This is a genomic window from Dyadobacter sp. CY351, from assembly GCF_021502625.1.
Taxonomy (GTDB): domain Bacteria; phylum Bacteroidota; class Bacteroidia; order Cytophagales; family Spirosomataceae; genus Dyadobacter; species Dyadobacter chenhuakuii.
In genome coordinates, this window is the sequence record NZ_JAKFFU010000013.1 from 40,977 (window position 1) to 58,573 (window position 17,597).

The window sequence follows — 17,597 nt, forward strand, 5'->3', positions numbered from 1 at the left end:
TTTATTCTGTACTAAATTATTTTAGGTTAAAAACCAGCCTCACTCCGGGTGTCGGCGTCAGCATAGCAGGTTGGTTCAGTTTCGGCTCGACTCTTAATGTAAGGTCTTCCGACAAATCGAATGTCTTCAAATGTGCCGCCACGTTCGCCTCGACGATGGATAATGTATAGATCAAACCCGACACAATTAAAGCAAAACCCCGATTGCGTCGCCAGTAATTTTTGCCTCTCGCAGCCTGGTCACGCGTTGCTACGGTCATTTCACTGTTTGTATTCAACAAATTGCGAACCCGTATCGCCTTGGTTGAATCTGGTGTTAAGCCTTTCTTAATGCTTCCGTAAGTCGGACTGTTTGGATCAAGATCATAAAAGGATCTGTAAGTGTCCAGGTAATCGTGATATTTCAGTGAGTTGAGATAATAAGCATACAATCCACCTCCAAAAGCAATGTAAACGATAGGAAGTTTCCAGTAATCGCGGTTATAGATCTGCCCTCCTCCCGGAATCAATGCAAGCCTTGTCGCCGTTTTTGGGACCGGGAAAAATTTCTTTTCTTTTTTCTTCCCTGTCAGTGAATCTATTTCGCCAATTAGCGTGCTATCTGTTGTGATAATCTGCGCCTCACCGCGTTGCAATGTGTCCTTTTTTGATTTTTGTGCGATTGCTTCCACCGAAAACAACACCAATGCGAGAAGCCAAAACCAGTTTTTCAATCTTATTTAAATTTCAGTGTTTCCAGAATCTTTTTGAGCTCGTCCTGAGAAGCAAAGGGGATCTTGATTTCGCCTTTGTTGTCATTATTGCTTTTTACGGAAACCTTAGCCCCGAAAAAGGACGATAATTGAAACTGTAACGACTTAATTTCTTGATTAATTGTTGCCTGTTTTTTGCTCGCAAATGAGATATTACTCATCATTCCCAGCTTTCTGACCTCCTCTTCCACTTTTCGCACCGACCAGCCCTCTTCAATTATTTTGTTAAAAATCTTTAATTGACTCTGATCGCTGTTAATGGTGATAATGGCACGTGCATGCCCCATGCTGATCTGGTTGTCGCGCAATGCGGCCTGGATTACCGGTGGCAATTTTAGCAAACGGATATAGTTGTTGACCGTCGTGCGGTTCTTGCCCACGCGAACGCCCAGTTCTTCCTGTTTAAGGTTACATTCCAAAATCAGCCTCTGATAGCTGAGCGCAATTTCTATCGAGTTCAGGTTTTCCCGCTGAATGTTCTCGATCAGCGCCATTTCCAGCATTTGCTGGTCATTGGCAGTCCTTATGTAGGCAGGAATGGCAGTCATTCCAATGGACCTGGAAGCCTGCAAACGCCTTTCACCAGAGATCAGCTGATAGCTGTCTTCGGACAATTGTCTTACGGTAATGGGTTGGATAATGCCCTGAACGCGAATGGAATCCGCTAATTCCTGCAAGGATTCCTGATCGAATTTCGTGCGGGGCTGGTAAGGGTTTGCCTCGATAAGGCTCACATCAATTTCGCTCATCGAACCTACGACGTCCGTTGAAGACGGCCGTTCTTTGGTCCTGTGCGTATTTACTTTTTCAGAATCCTGAAGAAGCGCTCCGAGGCCTCTTCCCAATCCTGTCATTTTCTTGGCTTTACTGTTCTCCATTGCTTTCTCGCTATTCAATCATTTATCAGTTTACACCCATCGACCTGTCCGAGGACAGCAAACCATTTTTAGTAAGAATTTCCCTGGCCAGATTCAGATAGCTCACCGCTCCCTTGCTGTCCGCATCCTGCGCCATCACGGGGATTCCGTAGCTTGGCGCCTCGCTGATGCGTACATTTCGAGGGATAATGGTGTTGAAAACCAGGGATTCAAAATGGCTGGTCACCTCGTTCACAACCTGGTTCGAAAGCCGGAGCCGCAGGTCATACATGGTAAGCAGGATGCCTTCAATGATCAGTCCTGTGTTGAGACGGGATTGAATAATGGTGATGGTATTCAACAACTTACCCAATCCTTCCAATGCAAAATATTCACATTGAACCGGGATAATGACCGAATCGGCCGCGGTAAGGCTGTTGATCGTGATAAGCCCTAGCGAGGGCGAACAGTCTATAATGATAAAATCGTAGTCTTCGCGAATCTCGGCAATAGCGTCTTTCATGCGCTGTTCGCGGTTTTTGAGATTGATCATCTCTATTTCCGCACCTACGAGATCAATGTGTGAGGGTAATAAATTTAGATTCGGAAAATCGGTTTCCAGGATAATGTCCGCCGTTTTCGCCTGCTCCACCATGCATTCGTAAATGCTGTTTTCCATCTCCTGCGGATTGAAACCAAGTCCGGAAGTTGAATTGGCCTGTGGGTCAGCGTCTATGATAAGCGTACGGAATTCCAGCGCCGCCAGACTAGCCGCCAGATTAATGGCAGTTGTCGTTTTTCCTACTCCTCCCTTTTGGTTTGCAATTGCAATTACTTTGCCCATGTATTCATTTGAGTTACCCAAGGTCAAATTTCTATTATTCGGGGCAATTCACCAAAAAATGTTCCACGGAGTTTTAAATAAATCATTCAAGCAACTGCCATTCAATTAGTTAGTTGACATTATTATTTAATTAAAAATAAAAACAAAGCCTTTTTGAGAAGTGTTTCACGCCCAGACCTGCGTTCCTTCGGTGCAGTTTTTACACATTTCAATCTCCGAACGCGAGCGGATCAGTGATGCCCGGAAGTCGCTGTATTTTTTGCCTTTCCAAAGCTGGCGGAATGTCTCGCGCTTCATATCGCCGAGCTGATATTCGGCGTCTTTGTCAAAGCAGCAAGGCACCACGGCACCATCCCAGGTGATCACGCACGAATGCCACATCTTCCAGCAATGGTCTACAAATTTGTTTTTGATTGAATAGCGGCCGCTTTCGGCTTTTTCGTAGCGGGAATATTTGTCAATGGTCGGGATAAGGTCCGAACCTTCTTCATAGTCATAGATCTGAGCCGTTTTCAAACCCACTTCATCCACACCCATTTCCTCAGCCAGTTTTTTCACATCTTCAATCTGGTGCTCATTTGGTTTAACTACCAAAAACTGGAAAATCACATGTGGCGTGGCCGATTTCAGCTCCTTTTTCCATTTGATAATGTTGCGCGTTCCTTCCAGAACCTTTTCCAGATTCCCGCCAATGCGATATTGCTTATAAACGTCTTGCGTGGTGCCGTCAATGGAAATAATCAAACGATCCAAACCGGACTCGACCGTTTTCTTCGCTTTCTCGTCCGTCAGGTAATGTGCATTCGTGGAAGTAGCCGTATAAATGCCTTTGTCATGCGCGTATTGAACCAGTTCAAAAAACTTTGGGTGCAGATAGGGCTCGCCCTGGAAGTAAAAAATCAGGTATAGTAATGTGTCGGCAAGCTCGTCAATAGTCTTTTTATATAATTTTTCTTCCATCATCCCGGTCGGGCGTGTGAAGGACCGCAGGCCGCTCGGGCACTCCGGACAGCGTAAATTACAGGAAGTGGTTGGTTCGAAAGAAATGGCGATCGGCATGCCCCAGTGGACCGGGTTACCCGTTGCTTTTGAATAAAAATAACTGCTTAGTATCTGAATGGCGTTCCAGGCCCTTTTGGGAGTGACCTTGGACATCAGGTTCAGCCCATCTTTAAAATTTTTATTCATTATTTGTGGCTTTGGGCGACTGGCAAATGCTAGCTGCCTATTAATCAGGGAAATCAAAAAGAAATGTTGCAGCCGCGCTACACCACCGAGATTCCCGTCGTGTACTTGATTTCGGAAATTACGAAATAACTGCTGATGTGTAACACACTTTTAAGGGCAGAAAGTTTGTGCTGGTAAAATTGATTGTATGCCTCGGCATCTTCCACGATCACTTTAAGCATATAATCGAAGTTTCCCGAAACGACCGAACATTCGAGCACTTCGCTCATTTGTACAATCGCCTGGTTGAAATCCTCGAAGCTTTCCTTCCGCTGTTTATCCAATGTTACATTACAGTAAACCACCAGCGCTTTGCCCAGCTTGCGGCGGTTAAGGAGGCAAACATACTTATCAATGATGCCTTCTTTTTCCAGCTTGCGGATCCGCTCGTGAACGGGCGTCACCGACAAATTAATCCTGCTCGCTATCTCCTTGATTGTCAATTGAGAATCAGTTTGCAGCAAATCCATTATTTTACGATCCGTGAGGTCAGGTTGCATACAGTTTTTTTTATTACCCGGTCTACATTTGAGAAGTTATAAGCCGAATATTTTCTTACAAATGTGATCAAAAATAGTTTTTTTTACTGTCCTTATGCTTCCCGATAGCATCTTTTTTCTACAAAAACTACTTTTGCGAACTTCGAAATTCTACACTAAAAACATACTTCCCAATGATCATTGGTGTCCCCAAAGAAATCAAGAACAATGAAAACCGCGTAGCCGTCACCCCCGCCGGAGTAACCGAATTCCGCAAACACGGACACACCGTATATGTACAGGCGGAGGCAGGCAAAGGCAGCGGTTTCAGCGACGAACAATATGCAGAAGCCGGCGCGACGATCCTCAGCAGCATCGAAGAAGTCTACGCCATCGCTGAAATGATCATCAAGGTAAAAGAACCGATCGCCAGCGAATACAGCCTCATCAAAGAAAACCAGCTCCTCTTCACTTACTTCCACTTTGCCTCTTCCGAACCACTAACACACGCCATGATCGAGCGTAAGGCCGTTTGTCTGGCTTACGAAACGGTTGAAAAAACGGACCGCAGTTTGCCATTGCTGGTTCCTATGAGCGAAGTGGCCGGAAGGATGGCGATCCAGGAAGGGGCCAAATATTTAGAGAAACCGATGGGCGGTTTCGGAATTCTCTTGGGTGGCGTTGCGGGTGTGAAACCTGCTAATGTGCTCGTACTGGGCGGCGGGATCGTAGGAACACAAGCTGCAAAAATGGCTGCGGGACTGGGTGCCAATGTAACGATCGTGGACATTAGCTTGCCAAGATTAAGATATTTGGAAGACATTATGCCTGCGAATGTGGACACCGTGATGTCCAACGAATACAACATTCGCGAGCTGATCAAAAGCACAAACCTCATCATTGGCGGTGTGCTGATCCCGGGAGCGAAAGCGCCTTCATTGATCACACGCGAAATGCTTAAACTTATGAAACCCGGCACCGTAATGGTGGATGTGGCGATTGACCAGGGCGGATGTTTTGAAACTTCCAAAGCAACAACCCACGAAGATCCTATATATGAAGTGGACGGAGTTGTGCACTATTGCGTGGCCAACATGCCCGGCGCTGTGCCCTACACTTCTACCCTCGCCCTGACAAATGCAACATTGCCTTATGCATTGCAGCTCGCCAACAAAGGCTGGCAAAGCGCCTGCGCCACGAGCGAAGAGCTGCGTAAGGGCTTGAATGTCGTAAACGGAAAGGTGGTTTTCAAAGGCGTTTCGGATGCCTGGAACCTTCCGTATACAGACGTGCAGGAAGTTTTTTAATACCAAACCTAGCTAAGGCAACCTGGCTGGCTGTAAAGCCGGTCAGGTTTTTTCATTTCCCGAAATATTACAATTAATTTCGTGTCAGTATTGCAATTTCGAAAGTTATCCTTACTTTTGCATAAAATTTGAACGAACATCCGTTCGTCTCTCTGCTTCTTACACGGTTTAGCACTTTATAGATCCGCTACCAACCTTTAAAATTCGCCTGGTTGGCACACCGTTCTCATGCAGGACCCCACGGATGGTTTGTGGTGGGCTTTGCGCAATCCCCTTTTGAATTAGTTTACGATTTGGCTTTGAGTTTTTGGTTGTGGGACAATTTTACCGTTTCCGACTTCGACCCATCGAGCCTGCTGACCTACGATACGTTTTCTGTTACGGCGATCCGCAGCAGCATTCAAATGACCGTAACAATTTGACTATCTTTTATTTACCCAAGAATTAATACAAAAATAAATATAATGACTACTGAAAATTTCGAAACTTTCGAAGAGCTTGGCCTCTCAGAAAACATCCTTAAAGCCCTTACTGAAATGGGTTTTACTAAACCCTCACCCATACAGGCACAAGGAATTCCCGCAGTAATGCAGGGATCTGACGTGATCGGACAAGCACAAACAGGAACCGGAAAAACGGCAGCGTTTGGTATTCCCGTGCTGGAAAGAATTGATGTATCCAATAATGCCGTTCAGGCACTTGTGCTTTGCCCTACCCGAGAATTAGCGGTGCAGGTTTCCGAAGAAATTGGCCGTTTGGCTAAATATGTAAAAGGATTAAGAATTGAAGCAATCTACGGTGGCGATTCTATCGACCGCCAGATCCGCTCGCTGAAAAAAGGTGTTCACATTGTTGTAGGAACTCCTGGGCGTGTGATGGACCATATGGAACGCAAAACGTTGAAATTTGACGAAGTGCGCATGATGGTGCTTGATGAAGCAGATGAAATGCTGGATATGGGTTTCCGCGAGGATATCGAAAGCATTCTGGCAGATATGCCGGCTGACCGTCAGACGATCTTGTTCTCAGCAACAATGTCTAAGCCGATTATGTCAATCACAAAACGTTTCCAGACTGATCCTATTTTGATCAAAGTGGTTCGTAATGAGCTGACTAACGTGAACATTGAGCAGGTTTACTTCGAAGTGAAGCCACAGGCCAAGGTTGAAGTAATGACGCGCCTGATCGACATGCACCATTTGAAATCGCTTTTGGTTTTTTGTAATACCAAAAGAAAAGTTGACGAAATCGTTGAAGATCTTCAATTGAGAGGATATGCTTCGGAAGGAATCCACGGCGATTTGCGCCAGCAGCAACGCAGCAATGTAATGAGCAAATTCAAGGCAGGTGTAACAACCATTCTTGTGGCTACGGACGTTGCAGCACGCGGAATTGACGTAAGCGGACTGGATGGCGTGATCAACTTTGACATTCCATTAGACGAAGAATATTACGTACACCGTATCGGCCGTACAGGTCGTGCCGGATTGTCCGGAAAAGCATTCTCACTGGTTGCCCGCGATGAAAAATATCGTTTGAAAACCATTGAAAGTTTTACCAAAGTGAAAATTGAAAAAGGAGTAATTCCTTCTTACGAAGATATCGTAGGTGTGCGTAAGGCACGTTTCGTTGAAAGCATTTCTGCTTCTATCAAAGAAGGCGACGATCAGGAGCTTTTCGGCGACGTATTGGAAATGTTGCACCATGCAGGTTATTCTACCGAGCAGGTTGTAGGCGCTATGGCTAAGCAGATCATGGGCGTTCAGAAGAACGAATATGCAGATGCTAACCTGGCTTGGGAAGAAAGACGTGGCGAACGCGACGGACGCAGAGAAGGCGGCAGCGACAGATTTGAGCGCCGTTCATCAGGAGGAAGCCGTTTTGGAGATCGCAGAGAAAGCGCTCCACGCGGAAACGACCGTTACGCTCCCGCAGCGCGCGGAGAATCACGTCCAAGATTCGAAGGCGGCCGCGACGAATCGAAACGTTCGGCTACACCGGAAGCTGGCATGACGCGCTTGTTCCTGAGCCTTGGCCGTAAAGATCACATTTTGCCAAAAGATATCGTTGGAGCCATTGCCGGCGAAGCGAACATTCCAGGTAAAACGATCGGTGCGATTGATATTTATGACAAATTCACATTTGTAGATGTTCCTGAGCGTGATGCCCGTGCGGTTTTGCGTGCAATGGACGGCAACACCATTAAAGGTAAGCCTGTACAAATTGATATCGCTAAATAATTAAGCTTAGCACATTTAAGAAAAGGGACTTGTAACAAAGTCCCTTTTTTTGTTATTTTTCGGTATGCAAAATCAACCGAAACCCGAGGTCTGGCTCAGAGGGCCACTCCCTGAAATATCCGATTTTCTGCAGCCCGCAGCCCACGCACTTTTGCAAGCGCAGGAAGAAATCAATGCAGAACTCAGCAATTTCCCCGTTGCATTGTTATGGGAACGCCCGGCAGATGTGGCGTCTGTTGGCTTTCATTTACAACACCTTACCGGCGTGCTCGACCGTCTTTTTACCTATGCCAGGGCTGAATCTCTGAGCGAAAATCAGCTTGCCTATTTGAAATCCGAGGGCCAGCCACTATCGTCCACATCGGCTTTGAACGAATTACTCGACGCATTCAACAGACAGATTCTCATCGCGCTAACACAACTCAAACACACTGACGAAGAGACGCTTACGCAGATCCGTTACGTGGGCCGGGCCATGTTACCATCCACACATCTGGGCTTGCTGTTTCACGCGGCCGAGCATACGCAAAGGCACACGGGCCAGCTGCTGGTAACTTCCCGCATGTTGAAACAAAGCGCTTAATCCTCACTTTCGGGTCTTATATGCAGGAGACGTCTGATCCAGGACTGGCTTTCAGTTTGTTGATCCGGCTTGTCTGTTTCCGTTAAAGAATCCTTCAACTGGCGCAGATCCGGCTGACCGGCGTTGATCCAGCATGTGAACCAGATGTCGGCCACCATTTTTATAGAAGCTCTCATGCGCCGCTCAACCTGCCGGTCGAGCGTTTCGTGGTAGCGGGTTGAAAATTCCAGTGAATAAGTCCGGGTAAGTACATTGTTACGAAGTTCGTAGCTAAACTTTTTTTCAGCCGGAAATGAAGCACTAAGCTGCTTTTCAAACAGAAAAACAGAATCTGTTGCGGCGTGTGACTCGGCCACGGTCTGCCACGCAATATTGGCAACATTATCCTGATACCTGGCCTGACCGATCCATAAGTCATAGTTTTCCGCAAACAACTCAGGCAACCGCGATTCCCAGAAGCCATGAATGCCTTCCTGACCGGTTAGTTGTCCATTATAATTCCGGGTTGTATGCAAAGGCACGTGGGCATCCGCAATGTAGTGCCCAAGATCTGCCGATATTCTAAGAATCCGACGCGCGTCTTTTTCTTTAAAGGCCTCCGTAAGCTGATAGGCAGCTGTTTGAATATACCAGGGAACAATGCCATGCTTGCGCAAGCTATCCTCGCCCATGCGCTTTACCGCCTCGTTCCAAAATTTCGGCAGCACCAGCACAGCACTGTCGCCATAGACATCCAGATCAATATAATGCCGCTCGGCCTCTCCTACCACAGCGTATCGGCGGCGGTCCGGGTTGACCGCATTTTCTGTTATATAATCAATGTTCTTTTTGTAGAAAACCTGCATTTCGGGTGGCAGGCGAAATACAGCCATACGATTGATCCGCTTGTGCGCCCAGAATCCCCAATGCGGTTTGCCGGATGTCAAAGCGAGAAAAATTAGCATTACCACGCTCATTTTCAGCCAAAAATGCCTCTCGAAAGCATTTTTCTTGAAAAAAAATTTCTTGCATCCAGATTTTACTGCCATATAATGTTTTGAAGGCCATTTTTAAGGCCTTTAACCTCTTTAGACGCTTTTTGCAAAAAATGGTCACATGAACGAGTATTTTGAAAACGCTCATTTTGCTGGTTGCACAAAATTCAACTGAATTTTGCCGCATTTATCTCTGAGTTAGCATTAAATACACATCCCGGCCTCCTGCGGCCTCCCAAACTAAATTCTGCATTCTGAACATTGTACTCAGGTTTCTTTTGCCGAATGCAAGAAAATCAGAATAAGTTATATTTAATATATAAATAATGCAATTATTAATTATTCGTTTATCTTTGTATCAAGAAAATTTAGAATGATTATCAGATTTTGAAATAATGAGAACCAGAAATAAAACATTAGGATATTTAGTACCCGTTTTTGCATTGTGCGTTTTTATGCTGCTGATTTACGGTGCGTATGTTCCTCACAAACCAGCTGAAATTCAGCGCGTAGTTTGTATCAAGTTTAAGCCGGGAACAACTAACGAGGACGTTGAAAAACATTTGCGTGATTTTGCTTCCATGAAAAACGCAGTGAAGGATGTAGTTGCCTATTCAGCAGGTCACGTTCAGAAACTGGAAGGAAGCGAAGAGCAGTTTGATGTGATCCATTACCTGACATTCAGAACAAAAGAAGGCGCAGCACAATATGCAGCGAATGCCGATCGCAAACAATTTGTGAAGGCTAATGAAGGAAATTGGGACAATGTATTGGAAATGAATTCCAACATTGAAAAGTAATTTACAATAGTAATAGGAGTGAAAATCTTAAAAAGAGTCGGGTATCCCGGCTCTTTTTTTTCGTTTCTACCAATTGATCGGCTCCAAGCCTTTGCTTTCGAGATAAGCATTAGCCTGACTGAAATGATGGTTACCGAACCAGCCTCCCCCGTTTGCCGACATGGGAGACGGATGTTTTGATTTCAATACAAAGTGATTTTTGTCATGGATAATGCTTCCCTTATCCTGGGCATAACGCCCCCAGAGCATAAAAACCACATTCTTTTTCTCGTCGGACACGCATTTGATAACAGCATCGGTAAATCGTTCCCATCCCTTGTTCTGGTGTGACCCGGCTTTCCCGCTTTCCACTGTTAATGTTGCATTAAGCAATAATACGCCCTGTTTCGCCCACCTTTCCAGATTACCGGAATTAGGAATGGGCTTACCCAGGTCGCTATTGATCTCCTTGAAAATATTGACCAGCGAAGGCGGGATACGCACGCCATCATTCACCGAAAAGCAAAGTCCGTTTGCCTGTCCAAAACCGTGGTAAGGATCCTGGCCTAGTATCACCACTTTACAGTCTTCAAAGCTGCAATAATTGAATGCATTGAAAATTTGTTTCGCCGGCGGAAATATCTGTTTCGTGCTGTATTCCTCTTTTACAAAGCTCACAAGCTCAGTGAAATACGGCTTTGCAAACTCCGGTTCCAGCCTTTCTTTCCACGATTGCTCTATTTTTACGTCCATCTCATCGTTTTTAAAACCAAACCCAAATTATATTATTTTGTTTTGGTTTTATCAGTAATTGATTGTTATTTTCGTTTTAGCAGAAGTAATGCAAATACAGCTCCGGCTGCTTCCCCATACCAACGCAAAACGCCCAAACACCCTCATCCATATGGTTTCCAAAGTGACAGATGGTGTGAAAGTCACCGTATTAACTGAGTATCAGCCCGATTATTCCAACCCGGGACAAGATCATTTTGTATTTACCTACAAGATCCTGATTGAGAACCACAGCGAGCATACTGTTAAACTTTTAAGAAGGCACTGGCTTATTTACGATGCGAACGGAACCGTACGCGAAGTGGAAGGCGCTGGCATTGTGGGACTGCAACCGATCCTGGAACCAGGGGATGTGCATGATTACGTGTCGGGATGCAACCTTCGTACAGACCTGGGCAAAATGGCCGGAACGTATCTGATGGAACGTGTACTCGACGGCCGCCAGTTCCGCGTGATCATTCCCGCATTCTCCCTGATCGCACCTTACAGAATGAACTGATCAACCGCCCGACTTCGGTTTTGGTTTACTAAATATCTTACCATTGATTGCTGCCTATTTAAAGTATTTGCTCCGCTCCGGTAACGAGCATTCCATTCATTCGCCTTTCCTTTTCGAACTTTACACGCAGGTTATTGCGGCAAAAAAGGATCAGAATCCCGAATATGAGGTTTTGAAAAAATTGCGCAAAGAACTGCTGGCATCCAATGAGCGAATCAACATTCTGGATCTCGGCGCCGGCTCGCGGGTGAATAAATCCAACCTCCGCAAAATCGGCACGATTGCTAAGAATGCCGAGAAGCCCGAAAAATTCGGAAAGCTCTTCAACCGCCTCGTGCAAAGATTTCAGCCCAAAACCATTCTCGAACTGGGCACTTCACTGGGGCTGACAACATTATATTTATCAAAAGCAAAGCCGGATGCAAGAATCCTGACTTTCGAAGGCTGCCCGGCCACAGCGCAGGTTGCACGCCATAACTTTGAAAAACTGGATGCTGAAAACATTGACATCGTGATTGGCAACATTGACCAGACGCTACCCGAAACATTAAAAAAGCTGAATCCGTCTTTGGATTTCGCCTATTTCGACGCCAATCACCGCTACGAGCCAACTGTCCGCTATTTCCAGGATTGCCTCCCCTACATGCACAACGATTCGGTCTTTATTTTCGACGACATCTACTGGTCCGATGAAATGACGCAAGCCTGGGAATTCATCAAAAAACATCCCCGGGTAACGTTAACGGTCGATTTATTCTGGATCGGGCTGGTGTTCTTTCGGCAGGAGCAGGTGAAGGAAGATTTTACATTGAGATTTTAATAAAACCGTAACATAACCGGGCCGCTCCGTTGAATAAATAAGCGCTGTTCTTGTAAGCATTCTTCTTATTATTGCCAGCTCTACTCATCCTCTTTTTTCCACGGAATGAATACGCAAACCATCCTGAAAGCCTTCGTTGAGAAGGCCGTCATATCCGAAGAACAAGCTTCAATCATAGCCGATTACGAGCAAAAAAAGGCGTTTTCGCTGCATTGGGAACTGCGCTCGATCCTTTACCTGGGAATTGTTCTTTTCAGCTCCGGCATCGGGGTTATTATTTATGAGAACATAGATACCATTGGTCATCAGGTGATTATCGCTTCAATTGCCGCCTTTACAGCCTGGTGCTTTTATTACACTTATAAGCATGCGCTTCCTTACAGCAACGAAAAAGTAAGCAATCCAAAAAAACTCGCCGATTACATTCTGCTGCTTGGCTGCACGACGTTCCTGGTTCTGGAAGGTTACCTCCAATTTCAATACAACATTTTTGGGACGCGGTACGGACTCGCGATCATTATTCCGACCCTGATTTTCTTTTTCTGCGCTTACCGTTTCGATCATAAAGGAGCCCTTTCCATGGCCATTACGGGACTTGCGTCATGGCTTGGTCTTACTGTGGCGCCGCTGGCTGTGCTTTCACAAAATGATTTCACGGATAACCGCTTACTCGCCACGGCTGTCATTCTCGGCTCGATCCTGTGCGCATTCGGCTGGGCATCAGAAAAACGGAACATTAAACACCACTTTGCATTTACCTATATTTTCCTGGGAGGCAATCTGGCGGTTCTGGCGGCATTGACCGGCATTTTCAGCGATCGCGCAGAATTCATCTATATGCTTGTGGGACTAGCCCTTTCCGTATTCTTCATCCAGCGCGCCCGCCTCACACAATCACTCATTTTCCTGCTCATAGGCGTCGTTTATGGCTACATAATCCTTACACATTTTATTTTCTCAAATATCGTTTCAGAAGACGCTTCTTTCGTTTTCGGGACGTTTTATTTCGCATTCACCAGCATAGGCGTTGTTTTCTTTCTGCTCAATTTTAAAAAATTCTTAGGGATCAAAAAATGAAAAAAGCCTACAACGAAACCTGGATTGAAAATCTGCACATTCTCAATAAAGCCGAACATTGGGCAGCTAAGAAGCTGCTGACCAGAGAACAGCTCGACCAGGCGGAAAAAGCATTTCCCCAGCAATTTTACCGGCCCGGCATTTTTGTAAAAATCGGGCTATTCATTTTCACACTCATCGCCTGCTCTTTTGCCTCGGGGTTTATATCCATGTTCATCATTGGCGACGGCGGGCAGGAAAACATTTCCGTCATCAGCCTTTTCTGCATGGCAGGGTTCCTATTCTTTTTGGAATTTTTGATCAAAAAAAGAGGCTTGTATCACTCCGGAACCGACAATGCACTGCTTTATGCTGCCCTTGGCGCAGCGGCAATCCCTATTTTATCGCTTTTTCAGGATCTTCAAGTCTGGCAATTCTGCATCATTTTCTTTGCTATCACATATGCCGCCACACTCCGTTACGCAGACCTGCTGACGGCCGCCGGCTCTTTCCTCATATTGATTTTAATGTTGGGAGATATGATGATGAAGTTTCCGATCGGCAAAGCGATCCTTCCTTTCGGAGTAATGATCCTTTCCGCGCTGGTTTATTTGATTGTGAAAAAAATCAAAAGCAGCTATTACCACGACTGCCGGAAACTGATCGAAATTCTGGCACTGGCTACGTTTTACCTGGGTGGAAATTATCTGGTTGTCCGCGAAGGCAATGCTATGCTGAATGACCTGAATTTGCCTTTCGCACCTCAAATTCCATTCGCTCAAGTCTTCTATTTCTTCACAATCGGCATCCCCGTTGCGTACATATTCTTTGGATTGAAAAAACACGATCGTGTTCTGCTGAATACCGGGCTGCTTTCGCTGGCATTGTCTGTTTACACTTATAAACATTATTTCAGCCCGTTTACGCCTGCACAGGAACTGGCGATAGCCGGAATGGCCATGATCATCCTGTCTGCCGCTGTGATTAAATATCTGCATAACCCCAAACACGGCTTATCCGATGAGCAGGAGGGCAAACGTAAGCTGGCCAATCTGGAAGCCATTTTAGTGGCGCAACATCTTGGTCAGACGCCGGGTGAGGATGGTGATGTTGAATTTGGCGGTGGAAATTTTGGCGGCGGCGGCTCGGGAGAGACCTATTAATTGGGCAAAAATTCAGAACTTAGCCAGGTACTTTTCTTGCGTAGTCCTAAAAATGAAAAAACCTATTTTGTCCATTGCGCTGCTTTTATGCGGCATAAGCACTTTTGCGCAAACCATCCAAAAAACCGCAGGTAACCCCGTCTTTCCAGGATGGTATGCTGATCCTGAGGGTATTATCTTTAACAAAAAGTTTTACATCTACCCCACATTTTCTGCACCGTACGAGCAGCAGGTTTTCCTGGATGCTTTTTCATCTGAAGACCTGGTTACCTGGAAAAAACATCCCGCTATCCTGGACACAGCGGCTATCAAATGGGCCAAACGTGCAGTATGGGCTCCTTCAATTATTGAAAAAGATAAAAAATACTATCTCTTTTTTGGTGCCAACGACATTCAGAATGATCAGGAGAAAGGCGGCATCGGCGTAGCCGTTTCCGACAGCCCCGAAGGCCCTTTTAAAGATCATTTGGGAAAACCGCTGATCGACAAATTCCACAACGGCGCGCAGCCCATTGACCAGTTTGTGTTCAAGGACAAAGATGGTCAGTATTATTTGTTTTACGGCGGCTGGAAGCATTGCAATGTAGCGAAGCTTAATAAGGATTTTACCGGCTTTATCCCTTTTGAAGACGGCACCATCTTCCGCGAAATAACGCCCGACAACTACGTAGAAGGACCATTTATGTTTATCAAAAATGGAAAATACTACTTCATGTGGTCGGAAGGCGGCTGGACAGGCCCTAATTATTCGGTTGCATATGCCATTGCGGATTCTCCTTTCGGGCCTTTCAAAAGAGTGGGTACGATACTGAAGCAGGACCCGCAAGTGGCAAGAGGCGCGGGACACCATTCCGTTATCCAGATTCCGGGCAAAGATCAATATTACATCGTTTACCACAGACGCCCGTTGACGGAAACCGACGGAAATCACCGCGAAACATGCATTGATGTCATAACATTCAATGATAAAGGTGAAATTAACCCTGTCAAAATCACGAAAGAGGGTGTCGGCCCGGTTACATTGAAGTGACAAAAGCTGATTAAACTTCATTCAATTTACTAATGCACAGCGCAACTGACTATATTTGTTTCTTATCAATAAAATGTCAGTTGCCTGTGAAATTGAATGTTCTACCCCTAAGAATTCTAAGACCGCTTTCTAGTTTTAGCATCAAGTTCTTTCTATTTTTTGCTACAACTGCGTTTTCAGGCAACATTGTTAATGCGCAACGCTTCTCTTCCGTTGTATTCAGCCAGCTCCCCCAGGATTTACAATTATATCCGCGCAATGCACAAAGCGAAGCCGTAATCCCCATATCCGGTTTTACGGAAACGACGGGCTATAATTACATATCTGTCCAGGTTTTCAGAAATGAAACTTTGCAGAAATACCTAAGGGCCGACATCAAATATGACAAAGGCATTGGCTCTTTTACCACGGAGGCCAAGATCAAAGCCGAGCTTGCCAATTATCATTTCAAAGTATATCTCTGCAAAACCAACGATTCCACAATGGTTGTGGAGAGGAAGAATGTTGTCAGCGGGGATGTGTACGTGCTTTCGGGGCAATCCAATTCAACCGGTTTTTTCACCGAAACCGATACCAGCACTTTTTCCCGCACTTTCGGCAAAATAACGGCCGATCTCAACACCGGACCTTACAATGCTGCCGACACATTATGGGCGTTTTCCAACCAGGATCATTATGATTACGGCGTAGGCACAATGGGTCTGGAAATCCAGAAACAACTGATCCGGCAGTCCGGTGTTCCCAATTGCCTTATTAATGCGGGTTTTCACTGGTCATCGGCCTTCGCACACGCGCAAAGGACCGAAAGCAATCCCGCCGATCTCCGTAATGGTTATGGCCGGATGCTCTACCGCTTGCAAAAAGGCGGAATGGCCGGCGCCGTGAAAGCGTACATTTTTCGCCAGGGTGAAACCGAGGCTTACCATGAAGGTGGTAACTGGCCGGAAAATTTCGCAGTGCTGCGAAATAACTTAAAAAAAGACCTGCCTAGCCTGGGCAAAATTTATGTGTTCCAGATCGATGTGATCTATTTTGCATCCTCTGTCGGCGCGGAAGTGAGGGATTACCAGCGCAGGCTACCCAGCATTTATCCGGAGCTCCGATCATTGGCAACGGTAGGAACGCAGCAATTTGACGGACTGCATTATGGAAAAGAAGGGAACAAACAGGGCGGCCTGGAACTGTCCAGACTGATAGCCCGCGATTTTTACGGGTTAAAGGATACGGCGAACATTAACTCGCCCAATATCAGGAAGATATTTTATAAAACGCCGGAAAAAAAACAGGTGATCCTGGTCTTCGATGAAGGTCAAGAGCTGGTGTATCCTGAGCCTTACAAGCCCAATGGCCAAGTTACCCTGGACATGAAGGATTTTTTCTATTTCAATGGTGAATCCGGTTCTGTTGCCTCTGCAAAAGCAGATGGTAACCGCATAATCCTGGAATTAAAAGCTCCTCAGCAAGCCACAACCATGGACCTGATGCCTATGTACACGCCTGAAAACGGCCCTTACTATCCGCTGAATGGTCCATTTATCAAAAATCAATTGGGCATGCGCGCTTTCACTTTCTTCAAGGTGCCGATTGGCGAAAGTCTGGCAACACCCGAGCTGGCAGCCGAAATTGAATCCACCGGAGGCAGCGTAAAACTCTCATGGAAAAAAGTGAATGCGGTTGCTCAATTTGTGCTGGAAAGAAAACGCGACGACGAGCCTGATTACGAGACAATTGCAACATTGGACAGCGCAACTTATATTTATCTTGATAAAAATACCGCTGAGGCAAAAAAAATAAATTACAGATTAAAGGGTGTAAGCAGCGCTTCTGAATCAGCAGATTACGGTTATGCAGAAGTTGAATACGAACTGATAACCGGGGTTGAAAAGGATGATGAAGCCATGTTCACAGTGTTTCCTAACCCTGCCCGTAAAGGCGAACAAGTGACGGTCAGAATGAAAAAGCCGGTCGATGGAACATTGTCATTAATCAATGTTAATGGCCAGTCACTGAGCGACGAGCGTATCTTGCAAAGTGATGAAGCATTCATCCGCATTCCCGAAAATGCAGCAGGCAACCATATCGTCAGATTGAAAGCCGGGGACAAAATCTGGTCCAAAAAAGTGCATGTGCGATAGCAAGGCGTAGAAAGGGGCATAACAGGCCGAACAATTTGTTTGTGGGAAATTAAAAACGATA

Annotated in this window: 19 protein-coding genes; 11 read left to right on the top strand and 8 right to left on the bottom strand. The window is 45.7% G+C overall.

Annotated elements, in window-relative coordinates; genetic code table 11:
• Positions 1-16: 16 nt before the first annotated feature.
• The 5 genes from L0660_RS22090 to L0660_RS22110 form a co-directional block, all read right to left on the bottom strand.
• Positions 17-712 (bottom strand): DUF5683 domain-containing protein, encoded by a 696-nt coding sequence (locus L0660_RS22090; RefSeq protein ID WP_026630313.1) that lies wholly within the window; start codon positions 710-712, stop codon positions 17-19.
• A gap of 2 nt (positions 713-714) precedes the next feature.
• Positions 715-1,629, bottom strand: a complete 915-nt coding sequence (locus L0660_RS22095; RefSeq protein ID WP_233796096.1) for a ParB/RepB/Spo0J family partition protein — start codon at positions 1,627-1,629, stop codon at positions 715-717.
• Positions 1,630-1,654: 25 nt separating this feature from the next.
• Complete coding sequence (locus L0660_RS22100; protein WP_233796095.1) at positions 1,655-2,452, bottom strand: ParA family protein; 798 nt, start codon at positions 2,450-2,452, stop codon at positions 1,655-1,657.
• Positions 2,453-2,617: 165 nt separating this feature from the next.
• Complete coding sequence (locus L0660_RS22105; RefSeq protein ID WP_233796094.1) at positions 2,618-3,640, bottom strand: radical SAM protein; 1,023 nt, start codon at positions 3,638-3,640, stop codon at positions 2,618-2,620.
• A gap of 77 nt (positions 3,641-3,717) precedes the next feature.
• A complete protein-coding gene (locus L0660_RS22110) occupies positions 3,718-4,179 on the bottom strand; it encodes an Lrp/AsnC family transcriptional regulator (RefSeq protein WP_233796093.1) in 462 nt (153 codons plus the stop codon).
• A gap of 173 nt (positions 4,180-4,352) precedes the next feature.
• Between L0660_RS22110 and ald the strand changes: the two genes are divergently transcribed.
• The 4 genes from ald to L0660_RS22130 all read left to right on the top strand — a co-directional run bounded on the left by ald (position 4,353) and on the right by L0660_RS22130 (position 8,288).
• Entirely contained in the window at positions 4,353-5,465 is a 1,113-nt protein-coding gene (ald, locus tag L0660_RS22115; protein ID WP_233796092.1) for an alanine dehydrogenase, read from the top strand.
• A gap of 212 nt (positions 5,466-5,677) precedes the next feature.
• Entirely contained in the window at positions 5,678-5,887 is a 210-nt protein-coding gene (locus L0660_RS22120) for a hypothetical protein (protein ID WP_026630319.1), read from the top strand.
• Between the two features lie 42 nt (positions 5,888-5,929).
• On the top strand, positions 5,930-7,705 hold the full coding sequence (locus L0660_RS22125) for a DEAD/DEAH box helicase (protein WP_233796090.1): 1,776 nt from the start codon (positions 5,930-5,932) through the stop codon (positions 7,703-7,705).
• 64 nt (positions 7,706-7,769) lie between these two features.
• Entirely contained in the window at positions 7,770-8,288 is a 519-nt protein-coding gene (locus L0660_RS22130; protein ID WP_235161358.1) for a DinB family protein, read from the top strand.
• On the opposite strand, the gene L0660_RS22135 is transcribed toward L0660_RS22130, so the two are convergent.
• Entirely contained in the window at positions 8,285-9,160 is an 876-nt protein-coding gene (locus L0660_RS22135) for a zinc dependent phospholipase C family protein (protein ID WP_233796088.1), read from the bottom strand. The two genes, L0660_RS22130 and L0660_RS22135, sit on opposite strands and share 4 nt — an antisense overlap.
• On the bottom strand, positions 9,105-9,449 hold the full coding sequence (locus L0660_RS22140) for a hypothetical protein (RefSeq protein ID WP_233796087.1): 345 nt from the start codon (positions 9,447-9,449) through the stop codon (positions 9,105-9,107). Before L0660_RS22140 ends, L0660_RS22135 begins: the two co-directional genes overlap by 56 nt.
• 208 nt (positions 9,450-9,657) lie before the next feature.
• Here L0660_RS22140 and L0660_RS22145 point away from each other — a divergent pair, with 208 nt between their 5' ends.
• Entirely contained in the window at positions 9,658-10,062 is a 405-nt protein-coding gene (locus tag L0660_RS22145) for a Dabb family protein (protein WP_233796086.1), read from the top strand.
• 66 nt (positions 10,063-10,128) lie between these two features.
• On the opposite strand, the gene ung is transcribed toward L0660_RS22145, so the two are convergent.
• Positions 10,129-10,794, bottom strand: coding sequence for a uracil-DNA glycosylase (ung, locus tag L0660_RS22150; RefSeq protein ID WP_233796085.1), 666 nt, complete (start codon positions 10,792-10,794; stop codon positions 10,129-10,131).
• Between the two features lie 151 nt (positions 10,795-10,945).
• On the opposite strand from ung, the gene apaG reads away from it, so the two are divergent.
• From apaG to L0660_RS22180, 6 genes are all read left to right on the top strand, one after another.
• A complete protein-coding gene (apaG, locus tag L0660_RS22155) occupies positions 10,946-11,332 on the top strand; it encodes a Co2+/Mg2+ efflux protein ApaG (RefSeq protein ID WP_026630324.1) in 387 nt (128 codons plus the stop codon).
• 43 nt (positions 11,333-11,375) lie between these two features.
• Complete coding sequence (locus L0660_RS22160) at positions 11,376-12,152, top strand: O-methyltransferase (RefSeq protein WP_233796084.1); 777 nt, start codon at positions 11,376-11,378, stop codon at positions 12,150-12,152.
• Positions 12,153-12,257: 105 nt separating this feature from the next.
• A complete protein-coding gene (locus tag L0660_RS22165; protein WP_233796083.1) occupies positions 12,258-13,229 on the top strand; it encodes a DUF2157 domain-containing protein in 972 nt (323 codons plus the stop codon).
• The gene (locus L0660_RS22170) at positions 13,226-14,371 is read left to right on the top strand and encodes a hypothetical protein (RefSeq protein WP_235161359.1); all 1,146 of its coding nucleotides are present in this window, start codon (positions 13,226-13,228) and stop codon (positions 14,369-14,371) included. The genes L0660_RS22165 and L0660_RS22170 overlap by 4 nt, the downstream gene beginning before the upstream one ends.
• A 52-nt stretch (positions 14,372-14,423) precedes the next feature.
• Positions 14,424-15,401 (top strand): glycoside hydrolase family 43 protein, encoded by a 978-nt coding sequence (locus tag L0660_RS22175; protein WP_235161360.1) that lies wholly within the window; start codon positions 14,424-14,426, stop codon positions 15,399-15,401.
• An 86-nt stretch (positions 15,402-15,487) separates the two neighbouring features.
• Positions 15,488-17,536: a T9SS type A sorting domain-containing protein gene (locus L0660_RS22180; protein ID WP_235161361.1), complete on the top strand. Its 2,049-nt coding sequence runs from the start codon at positions 15,488-15,490 to the stop codon at positions 17,534-17,536.
• Positions 17,537-17,597 lie beyond the last annotated feature (61 nt).